The following is a 17,862-nucleotide window of genomic DNA, read 5'->3' on the forward strand; positions in this document are numbered from 1 at the left end:
AAGCATAGAGGAAGCAAGCCATCATCGAAACCGAATGACGCGAAGGCCTCGTCAAGGTGTGTTGCCTAGACGCTTACGTTGGGCATAGATATCCCCCCTGCGATGGAAGCAGCCAAGTGCTGTTGATTTCCAGCCGAATGCTGGGCACGCCGCTGCTGTGGAGGTCAATCAACAGCTGAGGTCTGCGAGGGTTTAATGAGGCCGCGTTCCGCCTGCACCACCCCATGGTGGTGAACACGCCGATCACCAGCGTTACGCTGATGCTACGTGAACGCACGTTCATGAGCGGATGCTCAGGCCGGGCGTGGCCGCAGTTTTTTGGTCATACGCACGCACCCTGTAATTTGGTTGAACTGCACGTAATGGGCTTGCGCCGTCCATTCCTCGACCAGGATCAAATACTCGGCCGGCGGATTGATCTGGCGCAGATAACCGCACAGCAGGCGTGTGCGTCGCGCGTTCATCGGCTGCTTTAGTGTCAAGATGACGTTGTCTGCGGCACGGCATTCAGTGATCTCCATGACTGAGCCCCTCATCGAGTGCTGGCGGCAAACGTGCTGGCCCAGTATCAGAGGCTGGGGATTCTCGCCGCGTGGCGTTCATTCTCAGATGAGGCGTTGCAGGCGTCTACTGTCATACTTGACAGTCCTTTAGTCGGTTGTGCACTGCCGTGACCCATTCCTCGACGTAACGGGCGTTAAATGATTCAGAGGCACAGACCGTCGACTACGTGCGCTCAGCTTCAAGTAACAGCGGGCTGCCTCACCTTGCGACTTAACCCCGGTGTCTTGCCCGTAATACGCTTGAATGCGCGACTGAAAGCGGCTTGGGATGTATAGCCCAAGCGCTGTGCTACCTCTTCGATCGGCAGCCTTTCGAGGGTCAGCCACTGGCTTGCGAGCCGCATTCGTAGTTCGGTGACATAGCGCAGCGGCGTCATGCCAATCGTCACCTGGAAGCGATCCGCGAAGGCTGAGCGTGAGGTATTGCATTGCTCTGCCAACTGGGCAACGGTCCAGTCGCGGCCCGGTTGTTGATGGAGCGCTAGCAGCGCACCGGCCAAGCGTGGATCGCGCAAGGCGGCGACCAGGCCAGAGGCATTACCGCAAGCGCACTCCACCCAGCCGCGAACGACCATGGCGGCCACCACGTCGGCCAACCGGGCGAGGATACCGGCGAAGCCCACACGTGCGGCGCTGACCTCGCGTTCCATGGTGGTCAGGATAGGCACCAGTCCAGGGTAGCGCTGGCCGCCGGCATCAATCAACATCAGGCCCGGCATCAGTTTGCCAAGGCCATGGATACTGCCCAGTTCAAACTCCATGCAACCACTGAACAAAATTGTGCTCGGCGTTGGGCTGGCATCGGTTGCGGTGTGCACCGCGCTCACGGTGTCACCGAGGGGGACGCTGTCTAGACCGTCGATGTCCTGAACAGGTGCGTCCGCATGGGAAGACAGTTGATGGGCGGCGCCATGGGAGATGAACACGGCGTTGCCGGCAGACAGCGCGTAGGTGGTGCCGTCCGCCATTCGCAGCACCGCATTGCCGACCGCCATGAAATGGAACCAGGCATGCCCAGGTTTTTCAGCGAAGCCCAAACCGAAACTCGGACTGGCTTGTATACGCCGGTATTCGACGCCACGCAGGCGCATACCGCGCAACAGCTCGTTGATGAGATCCGAGGAAAGAGCAAACTGTTCTGCAGACATTGTTCAGGTGTTTTAGTCAAAAAGTAGAGGTTTTTGATCATAGATCATCCAGTTTCCGGCGCCTAGACTGCGGCCTGAAATGAAGACTGGAGATCCCTGCAATGACTGACTGTATATGTAGTGCCGTATCCAACCGCCATCCCGGCGCCTTCTCGGAGGCAGAGCCTGCGGCCCCCGCGTGGATGGCGGTCTTCTCGCTGGCAATGGGGGTGTTCGGATTACTGACCGCTGAGTACCTTCCGGCCAGTTTGTTAACACTGATGGCGACTGATCTGGGAGTGTCCGAAGCACTGGCTGGCCAGGCGGTAACGGTGACAGCAGTGATAGCGCTGTTCGCCGGTTTGTTGGTGCCAGGCCTGACCCGCGGTATCGACCGACGTTGGGTGTTGCTGGGGTTTTCAACGCTGATGGTTGCCTCCAATCTTCTGGTCGCCGTTTCCTCCAGCTTCGCGGTGCTGTTGTTGATGCGCATCTTGCTGGGGATTGCCCTAGGCGGGTTCTGGAGCATGGCTGCGGCGGTGGCGATGCGCTTGGTGCCGAGTGCTTTGTTGCCTCGGGCGCTGTCGATCATTTTCAGCGGGATTGCCATCGGGACGGTCGTTGCCGTGCCGCTGGGCAGTTATCTGGGCGGGCTATACGGCTGGCGCAGCGCGTTCTTTGCAGCGGCGGCGGTAGGCATGGTGACCCTGGCTTTTCAGTCATTGACTTTACCGCGCCTCGCGCCGCGCCGGCCGACACGTCTGCGCACCGTTTTCGAAGTGTTGCAGCGCCCGGGCATCGCCATGGGGATGTTCGGTTGTGTGCTGGTGCATAGCGGTCACTTTGCGATGTTCACCTATGTTCGGCCATTCCTGGAAGGCACTACCGGCATCGGCCCGCAAGGGCTGTCGCTGATGTTGCTGGGGTTCGGTGTGGCGAACTTCTTCGGCACGCTGTTGGCTGGCAGGCTGCTGGAGCACCACCCGCTGGCCACTCTGGTGTTAATGCCTGCGCTGGTCGGGGTTGCAGCATTGGCGTTGGTGCTGTTGCCACCCTCGTTGCCGGTGCAGGCAGTACTGCTGGCAATATGGGGCTTGGCCTTCGGCGGTGTGCCGGTAGCGTGGTCGAACTGGGTCGCCAGCGCGGTACCTGATCAGGCGGAAAGCGCCGGGGGCATGGTGGTGGCATCTGTGCAGTCCGCCATCGCCACGGGCGCCGCCGCTGGCGGAGCAGTGTTCAGCCTCGGTGGCAGCGCTGGCGTATTCATAGCGGCAGCGATGCTGATGCTGCTGGCTGCGTTGCTGATTGCGCTGCGTGTCCGGGTTCCTTCTGTCCATGGCGTTCGCGAGTCCACGCCCGCATTGCACCTTTGATTCGGTTTTCCAAACTGCCTCGTTGCGCTTTGGGTGGATGTCACATTTGGCACCGATAATCCTGAGTCACGGTGGTTTCCAGGCAATGAAATTGCCCCATCGTTCGGCACACGGATTTCTCCGCACCTTCGCGTTCTGCGCGTGCGTAGTCCCAAAACTGGCAGCGCCCCGTGGCGATCGCCAAACCTTGGGATTCCCGGATTTGGCCGAGCTCGAATGGCGTATGTACGTAGGAGAGTTGGACCAGCCCATCGGACGGGTTGCCGCCGGTAGCTTCCCAATATTTCGGCGTGACGCAGCCTGCAAAGAGCGGTAGGGCGATGGCGACGATGACGGGTTTCATTGTCGAGGACGATCCTTTGTTGGTGAAAATGACGTTGGTAGGCTTCGTTTTTTGTTCGCCAGCATCAACGTAGAGGGCGAAGGCGGCCCAAATTTGACTGACTGGTAACCACTGGGCAGCAGCGGTTTGCCTGCATCGGCCTCAAACCCGACAACCTTCCTGTCCTGATCCATGGTGATGGAAAGGATGCAGTGATTCGGGTTATTGACCGTCGAGCAGTTGACCAGACGGCCTCTGGGGGTCGCGGCTTTGAGTTCAGTTCAGCGCCGCCCAGGAAATTCTCCTTGCGAATGGCGGCGGCAAAAAAATCTGCGCCGTGCCGCCTGTGGGAATCATGATGGGAAAGGGACTTGCCCCACGGCGGCGGAGTCTAGAAGCGCGTAAAGAGCCCGACAATCACCTGGAGGAAATCGAGACGCAAGCTACGGTGGACCGTGCTGGGGCTGACGGAAATCGGCTACAACCCAAGCAGTTATAGGGCTCTGCGACGCTGCTACCGATTGCGGCGCAGGGCTTTGCGATCAATGTATTGGCGCATGAGCAACAACTGCTGAGCGACCGCTTTGCGACGCCGACCGCGGATAAGTTCAGCCAGGTGCCTTACGCAATCAACCAAAACCACAATGTGTGGGTCTGGTTCAGATAGCGCGTAGCCGAGTACCCATCGGGTTGGGGCAACTGATGATGGAAGTGGTAACTCTGCCCAGTCATCGGCCCCAGGCTGCTGACTTGCCAGATCAGCCACTGCATCACTTGCCAGCGTTGTACGGGCGATGTGCCGCCAAAACGTGCGTGTTTTTCCGCCAGGTATAGAAGCACCGCGGCAGACTCCACCACCACTTGCTGGTTGTCGTTGTCCAGCAGCACCGAGATTTTGGCGTTCGGGTTCACCTGCAGATACGCGGGAAGGTGTTGTTCATCGCCGGCGAGATGGATGTGGCAGATGTCATAACTGACCGCCAGGGCCTCCAGCATCAGCAGCATTTTATAGCCATTGGCGGTGGGTGAGAAAAAGACGGTGTACATAGAGGCCGTTCATGTGAGCGCAGGGCAAAGAGCCGGCAGGTGCCGGCTCGCGGTACGTTGCAGGGGGCTTATGCGATGGGGTATCGCTTGAAGGCCGGGTGTTCCTCGAGCCTCCCAGCATGGCGCTGCAGGTGCGGGAAGGCCTCGGCGTTAACCACTGAGGCCACTGTGAACTGGCTGAACGACCAGGCCACTGCTGCGCTGATGGCACCTTGGGTCAAGCCTGCATCCGGCGCATGGGCCAGGCGTTTTTCCAAGGCTGAGTAGGCGGCCAGCAACTGGCCGGTTACTCGGTCGAGCCAGGGCTCGTGGAGTTTTTCTGCGGGGCGCAGGTTATGTTCGTACACGATCTGTACGGTTTTCTCACAGGCAGCAAGGGCGAGGCCAATCAACTGCAGGTCTTGGACGCGCGCGCTGGCTTGCTGTGGCAACAGCTTTCTATCAATCGGGGCCGACGCTTCGAAGTAATCGAGAATCAGGCTTGAGTCCATCAGTACGGTTGAATCGTCCAGCACCAGGCTGGGCGCTTTTACCACCGGGTTGATGCTGGCAAATTGTTCGTAGGTGCTGAATACCGAAAGTGGCTGATGCTCAAAGTCGACGCCGTAAAGATCCAGGGAAATTGCTACGCGGCGCACGTAAGGCGAGTCCAGCATGCCGACCAGTTTCATGAAACCTCCATTTACGTCAGGGTAATTTTCAACGTGCAGTGGGGATGCTTGAGGTACTTGTACAGGTTGAACAGCAGCCCCCAGGCGCGGGGGGTGGCCTGGTGGTCGGCCAGGTACAGCGCAATTTCCCCTTCGCCTTCCAGCAGGATCAGGCCCGGCGCAAGGCAGGTGAAAGTCCCTTGTTCCAGGCAGACATCAATGCCTTGGGACGTCATCCAATGGCGGCCCTTCAGCGCGATCACGTAGGCCTGCTGCTCCAGCCAGAAGGAGAGTAGTTGATCCTTGGTCACCAGCCATTTCAGGGCATGGCGCCCCTGGCCCATTTTCGTCAGTAATACCTGCGGGGCCTGGTTGAGGCGGGTGGTCCGGAGGCTTGGTTCCATGAGGGTGGTTTTCATCGAAGACGCTCCGCTGTTCTCGAGGTGACGGTGGAACGGAAAGACGCCCGTGGCTGGCAGGAATTGTTAATTTGAGGTTACTTTAACGTTGGTATAGCCCTCAAAATATCGATAATTTTTACCAGAAAAGGTTAGCTGAGCTTACATGAGTGCATTTCCTCCATTGACATGCCTGCGCAGTTTCGAAGCCACTTCCAGATTGGGGAGCGTCACCCTTGCTGCCAAGGAGTTGCACGTCACGCATTCTGCTATCAGCCAGCAGATCAAGGTGCTGGAGGAAATTGTGGGGTTGACGCTATTCGTGCGCGAAGGGCGCGGCTTGCGAGTCAGCGAGGATGGGCGCCTGTATGCGTTGCAGATCCGCAAAGCGCTGGGCGACATCGCCGAGGCCACCCGATTGATCCAGGCACAGCCCAAGATGGGGGAGTTGGTGATAGCGGTTCTGCCGTCGTTCGGCCGGTCCTGGCTGTTACCGCGACTACCGGGTTTTCAGCAGCTTTACCCTGATATCGGCATTCGTCTGCAAGCCAGCTTGACCATCTCCAATTTGCATCAGGAGTCAGTGGATATCGGCATCCGCATGGGCAAGGGGGAGTGGGAGGGCGTCGAGCAAAAGCTGTTGTTTCATGATGAAGTCGTTGTGGTTGCCGCCCCTCATTTCAATGGCGGGCGCCTGCCGCAGACACCGCAGGAGGTGGTCGACAGCACCATCATCTACAACACTGAGTCCTGGTTGCCCTGGTGCGAGGCTGCAGGTGTCGAGATGGGCAGCGAGCGCAAGGGTTTATGCAGCAATGACTCCAACCTGGTGCTGGAAGCCGTTCGCCTGGGGCAAGGCATCGCGCTGGAGCGGCGCAGCCTGGTGCATGACGCTATCGAGCGGGGCGAACTGATCCAGCTGTGTGACGTCAGTGCACCGTACGCGTACCCCTATTGGCTGGTGTGGCCACCCAGGGAAAGTTCGGAAGATAAACAACGCGAGTTCTCCCATTGGTTATCGGGGGAAGTGGAGCGTTACCTCGCGCAACTGAAAAAAAACACCTGACGGAGGTACTGCCCGAAAGGATCTGTCTCTGCAAGAACGCCTGGTTGTGGTCGCGGGCGGCAGCTCGGGGATTGGCCTGGCATGCGCCCGGGCATTCGCCGGTGAAAGCGCCCGAGCGGCGATCGTTTCAAGGTCGCAAGTGCGGCTGGAACAGGCGCAACGCGAGTGCGAGCGAGCGGGCCTGCAGGTGCATACCTTTGCCAGCGACCTGACTGACGCCGACCAGGCACAGACGCATCGAGAAGGGTAGTTACATCAACGTCGACACAGCCGACTATTGGGTGATTGAGAACACACGTTGATCGACGGCATGCACCTGCGCACGGATGAGAGGGTGATTTGATGAGCATTATTGAATTTCTAGGTAACCCTTGACACTCCCCAGCGCCGCGCACTCAATCGACCCCGGCTGTGCGAACTGATCGCCATCTGATAGTCATTTGAAAGGGGCGAAGGGCATGGGCGTTTTCGATTACAAGAGCATGAGGGGCGAGCAAGCCAAAGCGCTGCTGGACAACGCCTTGGCGTTGTCCGAGTACGCTTATGACTCCACCGGCAAACCCCTGGCCACCGGTGGCTGGGCGCCCATTGGTGCGCAAGCGTTGGGCGTGACGCAGAACGTCGACAAGCAAGGCACCTTTTGGGGCGAGACTGCCTTGGCCCCTTCGGCAAACGTCGAGATTCTCGGGCAGTACGATGGGGGTGGCAGGCTGATTGCCATGGGCATTGCCTTTCGTGGCACGTCCTTTGGCTTGACCTGGGATGGCGCGGGCGATGTGGCCAGCGACCTGGCAGCCGCTGCACTACCTGGATACGCCGCCAATTATGCCAAGTTCGCCTTCAGCGCCTTGTTCGAGAACGTCGCCCGTTATGCCGCGAGCCAGGGGCTGAGCGGTAAGGATATCCTGGTCACCGGCCATAGCCTCGGCGCGCTCGGGGCCAACAGCCTGGCGGCCTTGAGCCCCGATCATTGGGGCGGCTTCTACCAGGACGCTCACTATGTGACCTTCGCTTCACCTACCCAACGTTCAGGTGACACTCAGGTATTGAATATCGGCTACGAGAACGATCCGGTGTTCAAAGCCATTGATGGAAACGGCATCAACACCTCGGCGCTCTTCTGGGGTAACGACAGGGGCTGGGATTCGGCCGCGAACAACCTCGTCAGCTTTACCGATAATTACGCGTCGTTCTCGGCGCATTTACCCAATAGCCTCAATTGGGGCGTCGCCAAGGCCCACTCCCTGGACGGTTATATCCAGGGCCTGGGGCGCATCGCGTCCTCGCAGTTCTATGACTTGACCGACAAGGACTCGACCATCGTGGTTTCCAGCCTTACAGAGGCTGCGCGTGGAACCACCTGGGTAGAAGATCTGAACCGCTACGCTGAAAAACACACCGGCAATACCTTCATCCTCGGCACCGAGGGCAACGACCTGCTCAAGGGCGGGGCCGGCAATGACTTCCTGGAAGGCGGGGCCGGTGATGATCGTTTTCGCGATGACGGTGGCTACAACATCCTGCTGGGCGGGCAGGGCGATAACGTCTTCGAACTCCAAAAACCACTGGCCGGCTTCAGCTTTGCCAATGATGGCGATGGCACGCTGTACGTCAACGACGCCTATGGTGGTATCAGTATGACTCGGGATATCAGCGCGCTGGTGAGTAAGGAGACGTCCTACATACTGTGGAATTCAATTCCGTGGGGTTCTCACGACATCACCTATACCGTAACCGGCCAGGGCCTGCTGGCCGGAACAGCCTTGACGCACTACGTGCCCTCAGTCAACGGCGATGTACAGGATAACGTTCTCACCGCTCATGCAGCAGGGGAGTGGTTATTTGGTTTGGGCGGCGACGATCATTTGATCGGTGGGCAGGGCAATAACGTGTTCGTTGGCGGGGCGGGCAATGACCTGATGGTGTCGGGCGGTGGCAGCAATACCTTCCTGTTCAACGGCCTCTTTGGTAATGACCGGGTCGAGGGGTACCAGGCCAGCGATAAGCTGGTGTTCATGGGTATTCCTGACTTGGGACAGCAATACGATTATCGCTCCCATGTCTCGATGTTCGAGGACAACGCGCTGCTGTCCTTCGGGGACAATTCTGTGACGTTGGTTGGCGTGAATATGACTCAGTTGAATGGGGCGGGGATTTATATTTCCTGAGTCTCCAAATAACGGTGATGTGACGCTGAACCTGTGGCGAGGGAGCTTGCTCCCGTGACGTCCTGTCAGCCTAGGCGTATCTACCTTACTCCCCACATTTGGATCGCGGCGTGTCAGTGAGATCAGCGTCTGCTGTCAGACCGCTACGGGAGCAAGCTCCCTCGCCACAGGTGCGGCGCACCCCACCTCACTGGCGACATCCTTGTAGCCAGTGAGGTGGGGTGAGTTGCATCAGACGGGATACCTCGATGCTATCCACTACGGGTTTGTCATCGAATTCAAACCCGTTGTCTTACAGCCTCCGTTTACTTGAGCGTGACGTCGAGCATCGGCGGGATGTAGCCGTAGTCATACTCGGCGACTACGAACGTTTGCTGCCCTTTGATCTTGATACCCACCGTCGGTGCCTCGGTGCCGCCGATACGGATCTGCGTGCCGGTGTCGTCAGTCGGTACGCTGTCGATGAAGGAGGTCACCAGGCCGTTGGGCATGACGCAGTGCGAGTAGGTCTGGAACGGTTGGGAGGACGGGTTGCCCAGTACCAGGCCAGAGCCGTTCAACGGCACATACGGGCCGAACAGCGAATCGGCGACGAAACCGTACACCCCGTCCGGGCCGGTTACACCGTCGGCGTAGGTGAAGGTGTGGCTGATGGTGAACAGGTAGTACTTGCCGTCCTGGAACACGAAGTGCGGGCGTTCGGTCTGGTCGTTGACGCCGACCGCGGTCAGCAGCGGTGGGAGCATTTCCCAGTCGTCACCGTCTTCGTCGCGGGCCACGGCGATCCCGACGCAGGCGGTCTGGAAGCGCGAGTTGCCGACCTCTTCATAGCCGGGTGGCACGTCGCCGATTTCGGCGTTACCGACCTTGTGCGAGCCGCGTTCGCCGGCCACGTTGCCTTCGAACAGCATGTACAGCTTGCCGTCTTTCGGGTCGCGGAATGGCCATGGATCGCGAAAGCCCCAGAAGGCGTTTTGCGCTTCGGTCTGGTACATCTTGCCGTCCGCCTCGAACAGCGGCTTGACCTTCTCGAAGCCCACCAGGCTGACGCCGTGCTCGGTGGTCACCACGCGGCCACGCACCTTGACGATGGTCGCGCCGGGCGTGACGGCGGTGTAGTACAGGTCCACTTCGCCTTGTTCGTTCAGCAGGATCGGTGTGCCAGCCCATTCGCGCACGGTGGGCGAAACCCCTTCAGCCATTACCCGGCCGCCGAGTTTCCAGTCTTTGCCGGTGCGGGAGAACCAGTAGTACATCTTTGCCCGGCCATGGCGATCGTTCCAGTCGCGGATGACGTCGTAGTTGCCATTCTGATCGAGGTATTGCGGGTCGTTCGGATGGCGATCCGCGGTGAGGGTGAAGATCACCGACCAGCCGTCGACGGAGGTGATGTTGCCGTCGATATCACGCAGCGGCATGGTGTCCCAGATAAAAACCTCGTCACTCAATACCGGGAAGTTCGCACTGACCAGCGGCTGGGTGGTGGTGGGGTCGTCCGCATGGACTTTGAGCGCATCGGCGCGGGTCCACAGGCTGGGTTGATGGGGTGTTTTGCCAAATTTCGAAGGGGTGCTTTTCATAGTAAGCCTCGTCCATGAAGGGATTCAAAATACTGTATTCATATACAGTTATTTGAATTTAGAGGACTCGTCGCTATGGGTCAAGGTTAAAAATGCAGTTGTGTATAATTCGTGCTTTTTCCAAAGCTGATACGTTTCAGCGTGTCTTGTTTAAAGAGGTTCGTTCCTGAATGGATCGGCGAAGTTGTCCGCATGATGGCGGCAAACCAAGCGCCAGGCAGAAAGCCCAAAAATAATGAACCCTGCCTGCGCCTGCGCACCCAAAGTTACATAACCTGGAGGTGCATCATGCAAACCACTTACTTCTGGATAGGCCTGGCAGTGATCCTCGTACTGCTCGACGCGTGGATCATCAACAGCATCTGGCGCAGCGATAACGCATCGGCCAGCAAGGCAGGCTGGAGTGCTGTCGTCGTGGTACTGCCGTTCCTGGGCGCCGCGATATGGGCGATTGCCGGCCCAAGGGGTGTCACCAAGGGGCCGTCTTCTCCCGAGCACAGCAAGGGCTGAGTCCGGGCCGCGCTATGAACAACCCAGACCCCGACGACTTACAGAGCCGCAACTACCCGGTACCGGAAGATATGGCCTTGCAGCGCAAGGTCTGGCGCTTTGAAAGGGTGGGTTGGTACGCGCTGCTGGTGCTGATGGGGCTGAGCCTGGCGGGCCTGTTTTCCAGCGGGCCGGTGAGCACCCGCGAGGTGCGCAGTGCCGATGGGCAGTTGCGCGTGGAGTACCAACGCTTTTTGCGCAATGGCGCCTCCGATGGGCTGGTGATTCATGTGCAAGGCAAGGCCCAAGAACCTCTGGAGGTCGAGTTGAGCGGTGAGCTGCTGCGCGGTTTCAATATCGAGACGCTCCAGCCGCAGCCGCTCAAGGCCAGGGCGGCCGGGGAGGGTGTAAGCGTCTGGATGCTGAGTGACAGCGCCGGCCAGGCCGTGTTGTACCTGACCTTGCGCAGCGACACGGTGGGCAGCGTGGATACCCAGGTGTCGCGACCAACAGGGGCGTCCGTGCGCTTCTCTCAGTTCATCTACCCTTGACCGTCAGCCCAAACCCTAACGGCGTGAGCGGCACAGTTTTTCGATCAAGGAGATCAACGAGTCATGGCCCACGGGTTTGCTGACATGCGCATTAAAGCCCGATTCAGTCGCCTTTTTCTGGTCATTGCCAGCGCCATAGCCCGTTAAGGCGATGGCGGGAGCCTGTCGAAGGTGGCTTACTTTGCGCAGCTTCTGCATCAGCTCATGGCCATTCATTTTAGGCATGCCGATGTCCGAAATAATCACGTCGTACTGGGCATCCCGGGCTGTTTCAAGTGCGCTTAACGGGTCGCTGAAGGCGCTCACTTGGGCGCCTTCCATTTCCAGCAGCATGTTCAGCACCTCAAGGACTTCGGCTGAATCATCGACCAGTAAAACCTTGAGGCCATTGAGGCGCTGATCTTCGTTCTGGGTAGCGCCGCTATCCAGCAGATGATCCTGCTGTTCGCACAGCGGCAACCAGATCGAAAAGGTGCAACCGAAGCCCAACCCTCGCGAATGCACGCTCACCGAACCGCCGTGGGCCTCCACCATCTGCCGCACCAACGACAAGCCAATCCCCAGGCCTTCGCGCTGGTGAGTCTGGTGCTGGTTTTCCGCTTGCCCGAACAGGTCGAAGATTTCTTCCAGGCTTTCTTGGGCCAGGCCCGCGCCGCTGTCGATGACGTCCAGTTGCGCGCGCCCGTCCGAGCGGCTGACCACCAACTGCACCTGGCCGTCTTCGGGGGTGAATTTCAGGGCGTTGTTGACCAGGTTCCAGATCACTTGCTCGATGCGCGTGGGGTCTACGTCAACGATCAACGGGCCCGGCACCGAAGGTGTCTGAAGGCTGACCTGGCGACGATGACCGTCGGCAAGGACCACGCTGTGAATGTCCTTGAGGGTGCGAATCAGGTCGATCGGTTGCTTTTTCAGCTTCAGTTTGCCCGTGCGAACCCGGGCGACATCCAGCAGGTCGTCAATGATCCGCGCCTGGCTGGACACCGCTTCGCAGATGGTATTGACCGCCTTGATGGCCGGGCCCGCGACCTTGGTGGCTGGCAAGCGCCGCAACAGTTCGGCGTTCAGCTGGATCAGGTTCAACGGATGCTTGAGTTCGTGGGACATCACCGCGAAGAACTCATCCTTGAGATGGCTTTTGGTCTGGGTTTCCTTCAAGCGCTGATTCTGTTCGTCCTGGGTGCGTTTGTGGCCGGTAAGGTCGCGGGCAATCTTGACGTAGCCGCGCAAGCTGTCGCTCTTGAGCTGCGTCACCTCGCCACTGCAATAGAAACGGCTGCCATCCTTGCGCACATGCCAGCGTTCATCTTCGCCACGCCCATGTTCGCGGGCGGTGCGCAGTTCGCTCTCCGGCACGCCAGCGGAGCGGTCTTCCGGGGAGAAAATCAGGTCGTAGTAAGCGCCCAGCACCTCGTCCTTGGTGTAGCCGAAGATCAGTTCGGCACCGGTGTTCCAGTCGGTGATGGCGCCGTGGTCATCGAGGATGATGATGGCAAAGTCGTGGGTGCTCTCGGCAACCAGACGCATGCGCTCCTCGCCCAGGCGCAGTTCCTCTTCGGCCTGACGCCGCTTGGTGATATCAATGAAGGTCAGCACGGTGCCATCAATGTGGTCTTCACTGGAGCGGTAAGGCAGCAACCGCGCAATGTACCAGCGGTCGTCGTTGCTGCTGATTTCCCGCTCGATCAAGCTCAGGGACTCAAACACGGTGGCGGCGTCTTCGGTCATTTGCGGGTAATTGAGGCGGTGGGTGATGTCCAGCAATGAGCGTCCGGTGTCCACCGGCAACATACTGAAAATATCCGTGGCCCGTGGCGTGAACCAACGGATGCGCATGTTGCGGTCGACAAAGACCGTGGCGATGTCGGTGGACGCGATCAGGTTGGTCAGGTAGTCGTTGACCTTGTCCGTCTCTTCCACCTTGGTCTTGAGCTCGAAATTGACGGTCAGCAATTCTTCGTTGATCGACTGCAACTCTTCCTTGCTGGTTTCCAACTCCTCGGTGGCCGAGCGCAGTTCTTCGTTGACGGCCTGCATTTCTTCGTTGGAGGCCTTGAGTTCCTCGCTGGAGACTTCCGCCTGTTCGATGGTGTCCTGCAGGTGCAACTTGGTGCGTTGCAGCTCGCGCTCCAGGTTGCTCATGATCGCGTTTTCGGCCTGGCTGACGGTGTCGATGTCGGGCAGCTGTGGGTCGACGGCGGTTTCCTGGAAGATCACCAGCACGTAGTCGTTTTCGGTCGCTTCATCGCGGTAGGGGCGGGCGCTGATGTCCACCAGGAAGGGGCCTTGCTCGCGTTGGATGCGGATCTTGCGCGAAGACACCGGGCTATTCGATTGCTGGACCTGAAACAAGGTGGTGCGGATATCGAGGCGTAAATCGGGATGCACCAACGTCAGCAGGTTGTGCGTCACCTCGCCGGCCACGTAGCGCAGGAATCGACCTGCGCCTTCGCTCATGTGCAGGATATCGGCCTGCATATTCACGATAACGCTGGGCGGCGCGGCTTTTTCCAGAGCGCGCAGATGGATGTCCGCGAACGAGACCTTGCTGGGCGCCTTGGTTTCAATCGCCAGCGTCGTGGCGCTCGGGCGCAGGTAGCCGCCTCGCGGCATGGTCGGGGCGCGACGCACGGCGGACGAGCCGGCACGCACCCTGAAAATGCGGTTGCGCTTGTCCACCGGTACAAACAGGTCCAGGCAGCCGTCGGCCGACTCCGAGGAGCCGAGAAACAGGTAACCTCCGGGGCGTAACGCGAAGTGGAACATTTGCAGGATGTCGCGTTGCACTTCGCGGTCCAGGTAGATCAACAGGTTGCGGCACACGATCAGGTCGATCTGCGAAAACGGTGGGTCGGCCAACAGGCTGTGCTTGGCGAACAGTACCTTTTCGCGAATTTCCTTGCGCACCCGGTAGTGCTGGTTCTTCTCCTTGGCAAAGTACTGGCGCAACCGTTGAGGCGGTACGTCGGTGATGATCGCTTCGGGGTACACGCCGTTGCGGCCATGGGTAATGGCCCGCTCATCAATATCAGTGGCAAACACCTGCATCTTTGCACCGCTGGCGTCCAGCGCCAGTTGCTCGGCCACCAGCATCGCCAGGCTGTAGGCCTCTTCGCCGGTGGAGCATCCTGCCGACCAGATACGCACTTCCTCACGGTGCGGCACGCTGTCTTCCAGTGACTTCACCAGATTGGGGATTACGTCTCGCTCAAGCGCTTCGAAGGCCTCGCGGTCGCGAAAGAAGTTGGTCACGCCAATCAGCATGTCGCCCAGCAACGCCTTGGTTTCGTCCGGGTTGGCCTGGAGGAAGTTGTAATAGGTGGCGAGGTCGGGTTGGGCCGTGACCTGCAAGCGCCGCTCGATACGACGCAACACCGTGGCGCGTTTGTAATGCTTGAAGTCATGCCCGGTACTGGCGCGCAACTGGATCAGAATATCCAGCAACAGCTGCTCGGCCACGGCGGCATCGCGTTCGGTACTGGGTGGGGTGGTCTTGATCTCAGGGTCGTTGGCGGTGGGCAGCACAATCGACTGGGCATTGCGCCACAGTTCCAGCAGCTTCTGCGGCATTTCCACCACAGGCAGCACCAGGTCGACCATCTGGGTTTCGATGGCCGCCAGCGGCATGCCATCGTACTCGGCGTCTTCCGGTGCTTGTACCAGGGTGATGCCGCCTTGCTCTTTGATGCGTGACAGCCCTACCGCGCCATCTGAGCCGGTACCAGACAGGATCAGACAAAACGCGCGTTCTTTATGGGTGTCTGCCAGGTCGCGAAAAAACAGGTCGATGGCAATGTGCGGTCCACCTTCGCGCACGGAAGGTGAGACCGCGAGGTAGCCATCATTCATCTTCAAGAGCTGTGCTGGCGAGATGACGTACACGTGATTCTTTTCGATGGGCGTGGCGTCATTGACCTGCGACACCGGCATGCGGGTCGTTTCCTGAATGATCTTGCCCGCCACACTTTGATGGTCGGGCGAAAGATGCAGGATCACCACAAAGGCCATGCCGCAGTCTCTGGGCATGTGCTCGAAGAACGCTTTCACGGCTTGCAGCCCGCCCGCCGACGCGCCAATACCCACCACCGGGAAATTCAAGTTGCTGGGGGTCAAATCTTTGCGTTGCGGAACGTTGGGGGACCGCGGGGGGGCAGACTTCATAAATACCAACCTTGGATAACGGCGCACAGGAAGACGGGTGTAGAGGGAAGAACTTGAGCAACGAGGGCGAGGGCTGAACCGACAGTGAAATATAGCTGAAAACCTGCCGCCAACAAAAAATGCGTTTAGGCCACCCGGTCATTCGACCGACCACTTACACCCGGTTGAGGCGCGCAGCCTGCGGAAGGTTTAATCAAACTGACGAGTGGCCATCGTGGTTGCACGGTTATCCGATTTTCTGAAAATCCGTCTGAACTTCGCTTCCTGGCGAACCCTCGCAAAGAGAAACCCACCCAGGAGACGTTCTGATGAACAGCTACCCAAAACCACCCTTCAACGCCCAGCAACAGCCCGTACCCGGTGAGCAGCGCAAGATGGACCCGATGCCCGATTGCGGTGAGCAGTCGTACCAAGGCTCGGGCCGGCTCGCCAATAAAATCGCCTTGGTCACCGGGGCCGACAGCGGCATCGGACGGGCCGTGGCCATTGCCTTCGCACGTGAAGGCGCGGACGTGGCGGTGTCGTATCTGGATGAACATGAAGACGCCAAGGAGACCGCACGCTGGGTCGAGGCGGCGGGTCGTCAATGCCTGTTACTGCCCGGCGACCTGGGCGATGCGGCGCAGTGCACGGCCATCGTCAACGACACCGTGGAGAAATTCGGCCGCATCGATGTGCTGGTCAACAACGCAGCGTTCCAGATGACCTATCAATCGCTGGAAGACATCCCCGACGAGGACTGGGTGAAAACCTTCAACGTCAACATCACCGCGATGTTCCGCATCTGCAAGGCCGCGCTGCCGCATATGGCCGAGGGCAGTTCGATCACCAACACCAGCTCGGTCAACTCCGATATGCCCAACCCCAGCCTGTTGCCCTATGCGGCCACCAAGGGCGCGATTGCCAACTTCACCGCCGGCCTGGCGCAGATGCTCGGCGAGCGGGGGATTCGCGTCAACAGCGTGGCACCCGGGCCTATCTGGACGCCGTTGATTGTCTCGACGATGACGCCGGACATGGTGAAAAACTTTGGCGGCAACACCCCATTGGGACGCCCAGGCCAGCCAGTGGAAGTGGCGCCGATCTATGTGCTGCTGGCGTCGGATGAAGGCAGCTACATCTCCGGCGAACGCTACGGCGTGACGGGTGGCAAGCCGATACTTTGATCAGTGATTGAGGAGGGCAGTATGAGCGAAGCCTCGAAGCACCACGAACCGAATCCTTCTGAGCGCAAGGTGCGCCCGCCGGCGGCTAAGCGAAACGATAAATCGCAGGCACCGGCAGGCGGACAACAGGCAAAGGAGCAAGGCGGTGTTGCTCCCGGAGGGCCTTCGACAGACCCTGAGTCAGGGGCGTAAACGCGAGGGGATATACACTCGGCCTGACATCCTGATTGGTTGTCAGGCCGCTATCGCAGGCAAGCCAGCTCCCACAGGCTGACGTTATTTGCGCTTGGAACGATGAATTCGCATCCACTCCCGATAGGCCACTGTGCGCTGCGCATCCGCACGTTTCTTCGCCTCGGTAAACCGCGCCCACGTCTGCGCATCGCCGCTGTAGGACTCAATGATCTCGTACGCCAACGCGTCCAATCGATCCGCTTCGAAGAACATCTCGGCGTTTCGCGTGACCTCGTCGTCCCGCCTGTTTGTAGTTGTGTAACCAAGAGTCTGACTGTTCATCCTCTGAGGCCCTCCGCCCATTGAATCTGTGCCGCGCCACTCCAGCGCACCTGGGTAATGCCGTATTTCTCCGCCATCGGTTTGGACACACGCTTGAACGTGTGTTGCCCAAATTTGGGGATGACCGCCACACCAGCGTCACAACTGGCCCAATGCCAAGCCTCGGCATTGTCCATGCGCGGTGCGCGCACGATGAAGGACTTGGGCTCGCCGTGCAGCTGGTACTCGATAGTGAAAAGGTCGTTGTGTTTCATGAGGCCTCCTTGATACTCATGAACTACAGATATTTGACGTCAAAAAAAATTCAAATAAGTTGTCCGACAATTCGATGATTGGGCGCAGGGCGTGGACGAGACCTAATCGTCTACCGTAAAGGTGACCCATCCAGGCCCATCGGCCGGGCGTTGCAGCTCGGCGATGACCCCGCTGACAGAGGAGCCGTCGGGCAAATTGACGGTGATAAAGTTGGGATTGCCGGGCCAATCCATTGGCGTGTCAAAGTCCAAGCGCGCGATGGTCGGTTTACCGCTACTGGTCATTTGGATGTTTTTTGATTCGTTAAGGCGTTCATCTGAGGGTGTTCCAAGATGGCGCGAGGCAGTGATGACACTGGCAATACCTTGGTAGTCGTAAGACATGCTGGGTTACCTCATAAAGGGGGGACAACGAAGATCAAATGTGGGAG

General features: G+C 59.1%; 18 protein-coding genes. 7 read left to right on the top strand and 11 right to left on the bottom strand.

Annotated elements, in window-relative coordinates; all coding sequences use genetic code 11:
* Window positions 1–293: 293 nt before the first annotated feature.
* Together AC1RAC_RS13500 and AC1RAC_RS13505 are read right to left on the bottom strand one after the other, a co-directional pair.
* Window positions 294–521 (bottom strand): hypothetical protein, encoded by a 228-nt coding sequence (locus AC1RAC_RS13500; protein WP_054921197.1) that lies wholly within the window; start codon window positions 519–521, stop codon window positions 294–296.
* Window positions 522–742: 221 nt separating this feature from the next.
* Entirely contained in the window at window positions 743–1,711 is a 969-nt protein-coding gene (locus AC1RAC_RS13505) for an AraC family transcriptional regulator (RefSeq protein ID WP_492616647.1), read from the bottom strand.
* A 101-nt stretch (window positions 1,712–1,812) separates the two neighbouring features.
* On the opposite strand from AC1RAC_RS13505, the gene AC1RAC_RS13510 reads away from it, so the two are divergent.
* Window positions 1,813–3,063, top strand: coding sequence for an MFS transporter (locus AC1RAC_RS13510; RefSeq protein ID WP_492616648.1), 1,251 nt, complete (start codon window positions 1,813–1,815; stop codon window positions 3,061–3,063).
* A gap of 40 nt (window positions 3,064–3,103) precedes the next feature.
* Here the strand turns inward: AC1RAC_RS13510 and yecR are convergent, their stop codons facing one another.
* The 4 genes from yecR to AC1RAC_RS13530 all read right to left on the bottom strand — a co-directional run bounded on the left by yecR (window position 3,104) and on the right by AC1RAC_RS13530 (window position 5,501).
* Window positions 3,104–3,406, bottom strand: coding sequence for a YecR family lipoprotein (gene yecR / locus AC1RAC_RS13515; RefSeq protein WP_089042627.1), 303 nt, complete (start codon window positions 3,404–3,406; stop codon window positions 3,104–3,106).
* A gap of 600 nt (window positions 3,407–4,006) precedes the next feature.
* The gene (locus AC1RAC_RS13520; RefSeq protein ID WP_236279720.1) at window positions 4,007–4,432 is read right to left on the bottom strand and encodes a glutathione S-transferase family protein; all 426 of its coding nucleotides are present in this window, start codon (window positions 4,430–4,432) and stop codon (window positions 4,007–4,009) included.
* Window positions 4,433–4,500: 68 nt separating this feature from the next.
* On the bottom strand, window positions 4,501–5,103 hold the full coding sequence (locus AC1RAC_RS13525) for a glutathione S-transferase (RefSeq protein ID WP_236455093.1): 603 nt from the start codon (window positions 5,101–5,103) through the stop codon (window positions 4,501–4,503).
* Window positions 5,104–5,114: 11 nt separating this feature from the next.
* Window positions 5,115–5,501 carry a hypothetical protein gene (locus AC1RAC_RS13530; RefSeq protein ID WP_236455091.1) on the bottom strand — a complete coding sequence of 129 codons (387 nt, stop codon included), beginning with the start codon at window positions 5,499–5,501 and terminating at the stop codon, window positions 5,115–5,117.
* Window positions 5,502–5,646: 145 nt separating this feature from the next.
* Here AC1RAC_RS13530 and AC1RAC_RS13535 point away from each other — a divergent pair, with 145 nt between their 5' ends.
* The 3 genes from AC1RAC_RS13535 (at window position 5,647) to AC1RAC_RS13545 (ending at window position 8,714) form a co-directional block, all read left to right on the top strand.
* On the top strand, window positions 5,647–6,546 hold the full coding sequence (locus AC1RAC_RS13535; RefSeq protein ID WP_236455089.1) for a LysR substrate-binding domain-containing protein: 900 nt from the start codon (window positions 5,647–5,649) through the stop codon (window positions 6,544–6,546).
* Window positions 6,547–6,592: 46 nt separating this feature from the next.
* Entirely contained in the window at window positions 6,593–6,796 is a 204-nt protein-coding gene (locus AC1RAC_RS13540) for an SDR family NAD(P)-dependent oxidoreductase (protein ID WP_181197099.1), read from the top strand.
* 208 nt (window positions 6,797–7,004) lie between these two features.
* Complete coding sequence (locus AC1RAC_RS13545; protein WP_236455087.1) at window positions 7,005–8,714, top strand: polyurethane esterase; 1,710 nt, start codon at window positions 7,005–7,007, stop codon at window positions 8,712–8,714.
* Window positions 8,715–9,019: 305 nt separating this feature from the next.
* Here AC1RAC_RS13545 and AC1RAC_RS13550 read toward each other — a convergent pair whose 3' ends face one another.
* Window positions 9,020–10,294, bottom strand: coding sequence for a glycoside hydrolase family 68 protein (locus AC1RAC_RS13550; protein WP_236279715.1), 1,275 nt, complete (start codon window positions 10,292–10,294; stop codon window positions 9,020–9,022).
* Window positions 10,295–10,582: 288 nt separating this feature from the next.
* On the opposite strand from AC1RAC_RS13550, the gene AC1RAC_RS13555 reads away from it, so the two are divergent.
* Window positions 10,583–10,804, top strand: coding sequence for a PLDc N-terminal domain-containing protein (locus AC1RAC_RS13555; RefSeq protein WP_003190416.1), 222 nt, complete (start codon window positions 10,583–10,585; stop codon window positions 10,802–10,804).
* 14 nt (window positions 10,805–10,818) lie between these two features.
* Entirely contained in the window at window positions 10,819–11,334 is a 516-nt protein-coding gene (locus AC1RAC_RS13560) for a hypothetical protein (protein WP_492616649.1), read from the top strand.
* 15 nt (window positions 11,335–11,349) lie between these two features.
* Here the strand turns inward: AC1RAC_RS13560 and AC1RAC_RS13565 are convergent, their stop codons facing one another.
* Entirely contained in the window at window positions 11,350–15,495 is a 4,146-nt protein-coding gene (locus tag AC1RAC_RS13565) for a CheR family methyltransferase (RefSeq protein ID WP_492616650.1), read from the bottom strand.
* A gap of 308 nt (window positions 15,496–15,803) precedes the next feature.
* On the opposite strand from AC1RAC_RS13565, the gene AC1RAC_RS13570 reads away from it, so the two are divergent.
* Window positions 15,804–16,661, top strand: coding sequence for an SDR family oxidoreductase (locus AC1RAC_RS13570; RefSeq protein ID WP_492616651.1), 858 nt, complete (start codon window positions 15,804–15,806; stop codon window positions 16,659–16,661).
* A 276-nt stretch (window positions 16,662–16,937) separates the two neighbouring features.
* Here AC1RAC_RS13570 and AC1RAC_RS13575 read toward each other — a convergent pair whose 3' ends face one another.
* The 3 genes from AC1RAC_RS13575 to AC1RAC_RS13585 all read right to left on the bottom strand — a co-directional run bounded on the left by AC1RAC_RS13575 (window position 16,938) and on the right by AC1RAC_RS13585 (window position 17,815).
* Window positions 16,938–17,177: a hypothetical protein gene (locus AC1RAC_RS13575; RefSeq protein ID WP_019821471.1), complete on the bottom strand. Its 240-nt coding sequence runs from the start codon at window positions 17,175–17,177 to the stop codon at window positions 16,938–16,940.
* Entirely contained in the window at window positions 17,174–17,431 is a 258-nt protein-coding gene (locus AC1RAC_RS13580) for a DUF6555 family protein (protein ID WP_003190423.1), read from the bottom strand. Before AC1RAC_RS13580 ends, AC1RAC_RS13575 begins: the two co-directional genes overlap by 4 nt.
* 102 nt (window positions 17,432–17,533) lie before the next feature.
* Window positions 17,534–17,815, bottom strand: coding sequence for a hypothetical protein (locus tag AC1RAC_RS13585; RefSeq protein WP_020303208.1), 282 nt, complete (start codon window positions 17,813–17,815; stop codon window positions 17,534–17,536).
* Window positions 17,816–17,862: the final 47 nt, after the last annotated feature.

Source organism: Pseudomonas sp. GW823-FHT02F05 (assembly GCF_058797315.1).

Coding starts and splice junctions, on each gene's coding strand:
- AC1RAC_RS13585 (WP_020303208.1), bottom strand. CDS start 17,815: ATGTCTTACGACTACCAAGGTATTGCCAGTGTCATCACTGCCTCGCGC.
- AC1RAC_RS13525 (WP_236455093.1), bottom strand. CDS start 5,103: ATGAAACTGGTCGGCATGCTGGACTCGCCTTACGTGCGCCGCGTAGCA.
- yecR (WP_089042627.1), bottom strand. CDS start 3,406: ATGAAACCCGTCATCGTCGCCATCGCCCTACCGCTCTTTGCAGGCTGC.
- AC1RAC_RS13565 (WP_492616650.1), bottom strand. CDS start 15,495: ATGAAGTCTGCCCCCCCGCGGTCCCCCAACGTTCCGCAACGCAAAGAT.
- AC1RAC_RS13580 (WP_003190423.1), bottom strand. CDS start 17,431: ATGAAACACAACGACCTTTTCACTATCGAGTACCAGCTGCACGGCGAG.
- AC1RAC_RS13505 (WP_492616647.1), bottom strand. CDS start 1,711: ATGTCTGCAGAACAGTTTGCTCTTTCCTCGGATCTCATCAACGAGCTG.
- AC1RAC_RS13555 (WP_003190416.1), top strand. CDS start 10,583: ATGCAAACCACTTACTTCTGGATAGGCCTGGCAGTGATCCTCGTACTG.
- AC1RAC_RS13530 (WP_236455091.1), bottom strand. CDS start 5,501: ATGAAAACCACCCTCATGGAACCAAGCCTCCGGACCACCCGCCTCAAC.
- AC1RAC_RS13500 (WP_054921197.1), bottom strand. CDS start 521: ATGGAGATCACTGAATGCCGTGCCGCAGACAACGTCATCTTGACACTA.
- AC1RAC_RS13560 (WP_492616649.1), top strand. CDS start 10,819: ATGAACAACCCAGACCCCGACGACTTACAGAGCCGCAACTACCCGGTA.
- AC1RAC_RS13575 (WP_019821471.1), bottom strand. CDS start 17,177: ATGAACAGTCAGACTCTTGGTTACACAACTACAAACAGGCGGGACGAC.
- AC1RAC_RS13570 (WP_492616651.1), top strand. CDS start 15,804: ATGAACAGCTACCCAAAACCACCCTTCAACGCCCAGCAACAGCCCGTA.
- AC1RAC_RS13520 (WP_236279720.1), bottom strand. CDS start 4,432: ATGTACACCGTCTTTTTCTCACCCACCGCCAATGGCTATAAAATGCTG.
- AC1RAC_RS13535 (WP_236455089.1), top strand. CDS start 5,647: ATGAGTGCATTTCCTCCATTGACATGCCTGCGCAGTTTCGAAGCCACT.
- AC1RAC_RS13550 (WP_236279715.1), bottom strand. CDS start 10,294: ATGAAAAGCACCCCTTCGAAATTTGGCAAAACACCCCATCAACCCAGC.
- AC1RAC_RS13510 (WP_492616648.1), top strand. CDS start 1,813: ATGACTGACTGTATATGTAGTGCCGTATCCAACCGCCATCCCGGCGCC.
- AC1RAC_RS13545 (WP_236455087.1), top strand. CDS start 7,005: ATGGGCGTTTTCGATTACAAGAGCATGAGGGGCGAGCAAGCCAAAGCG.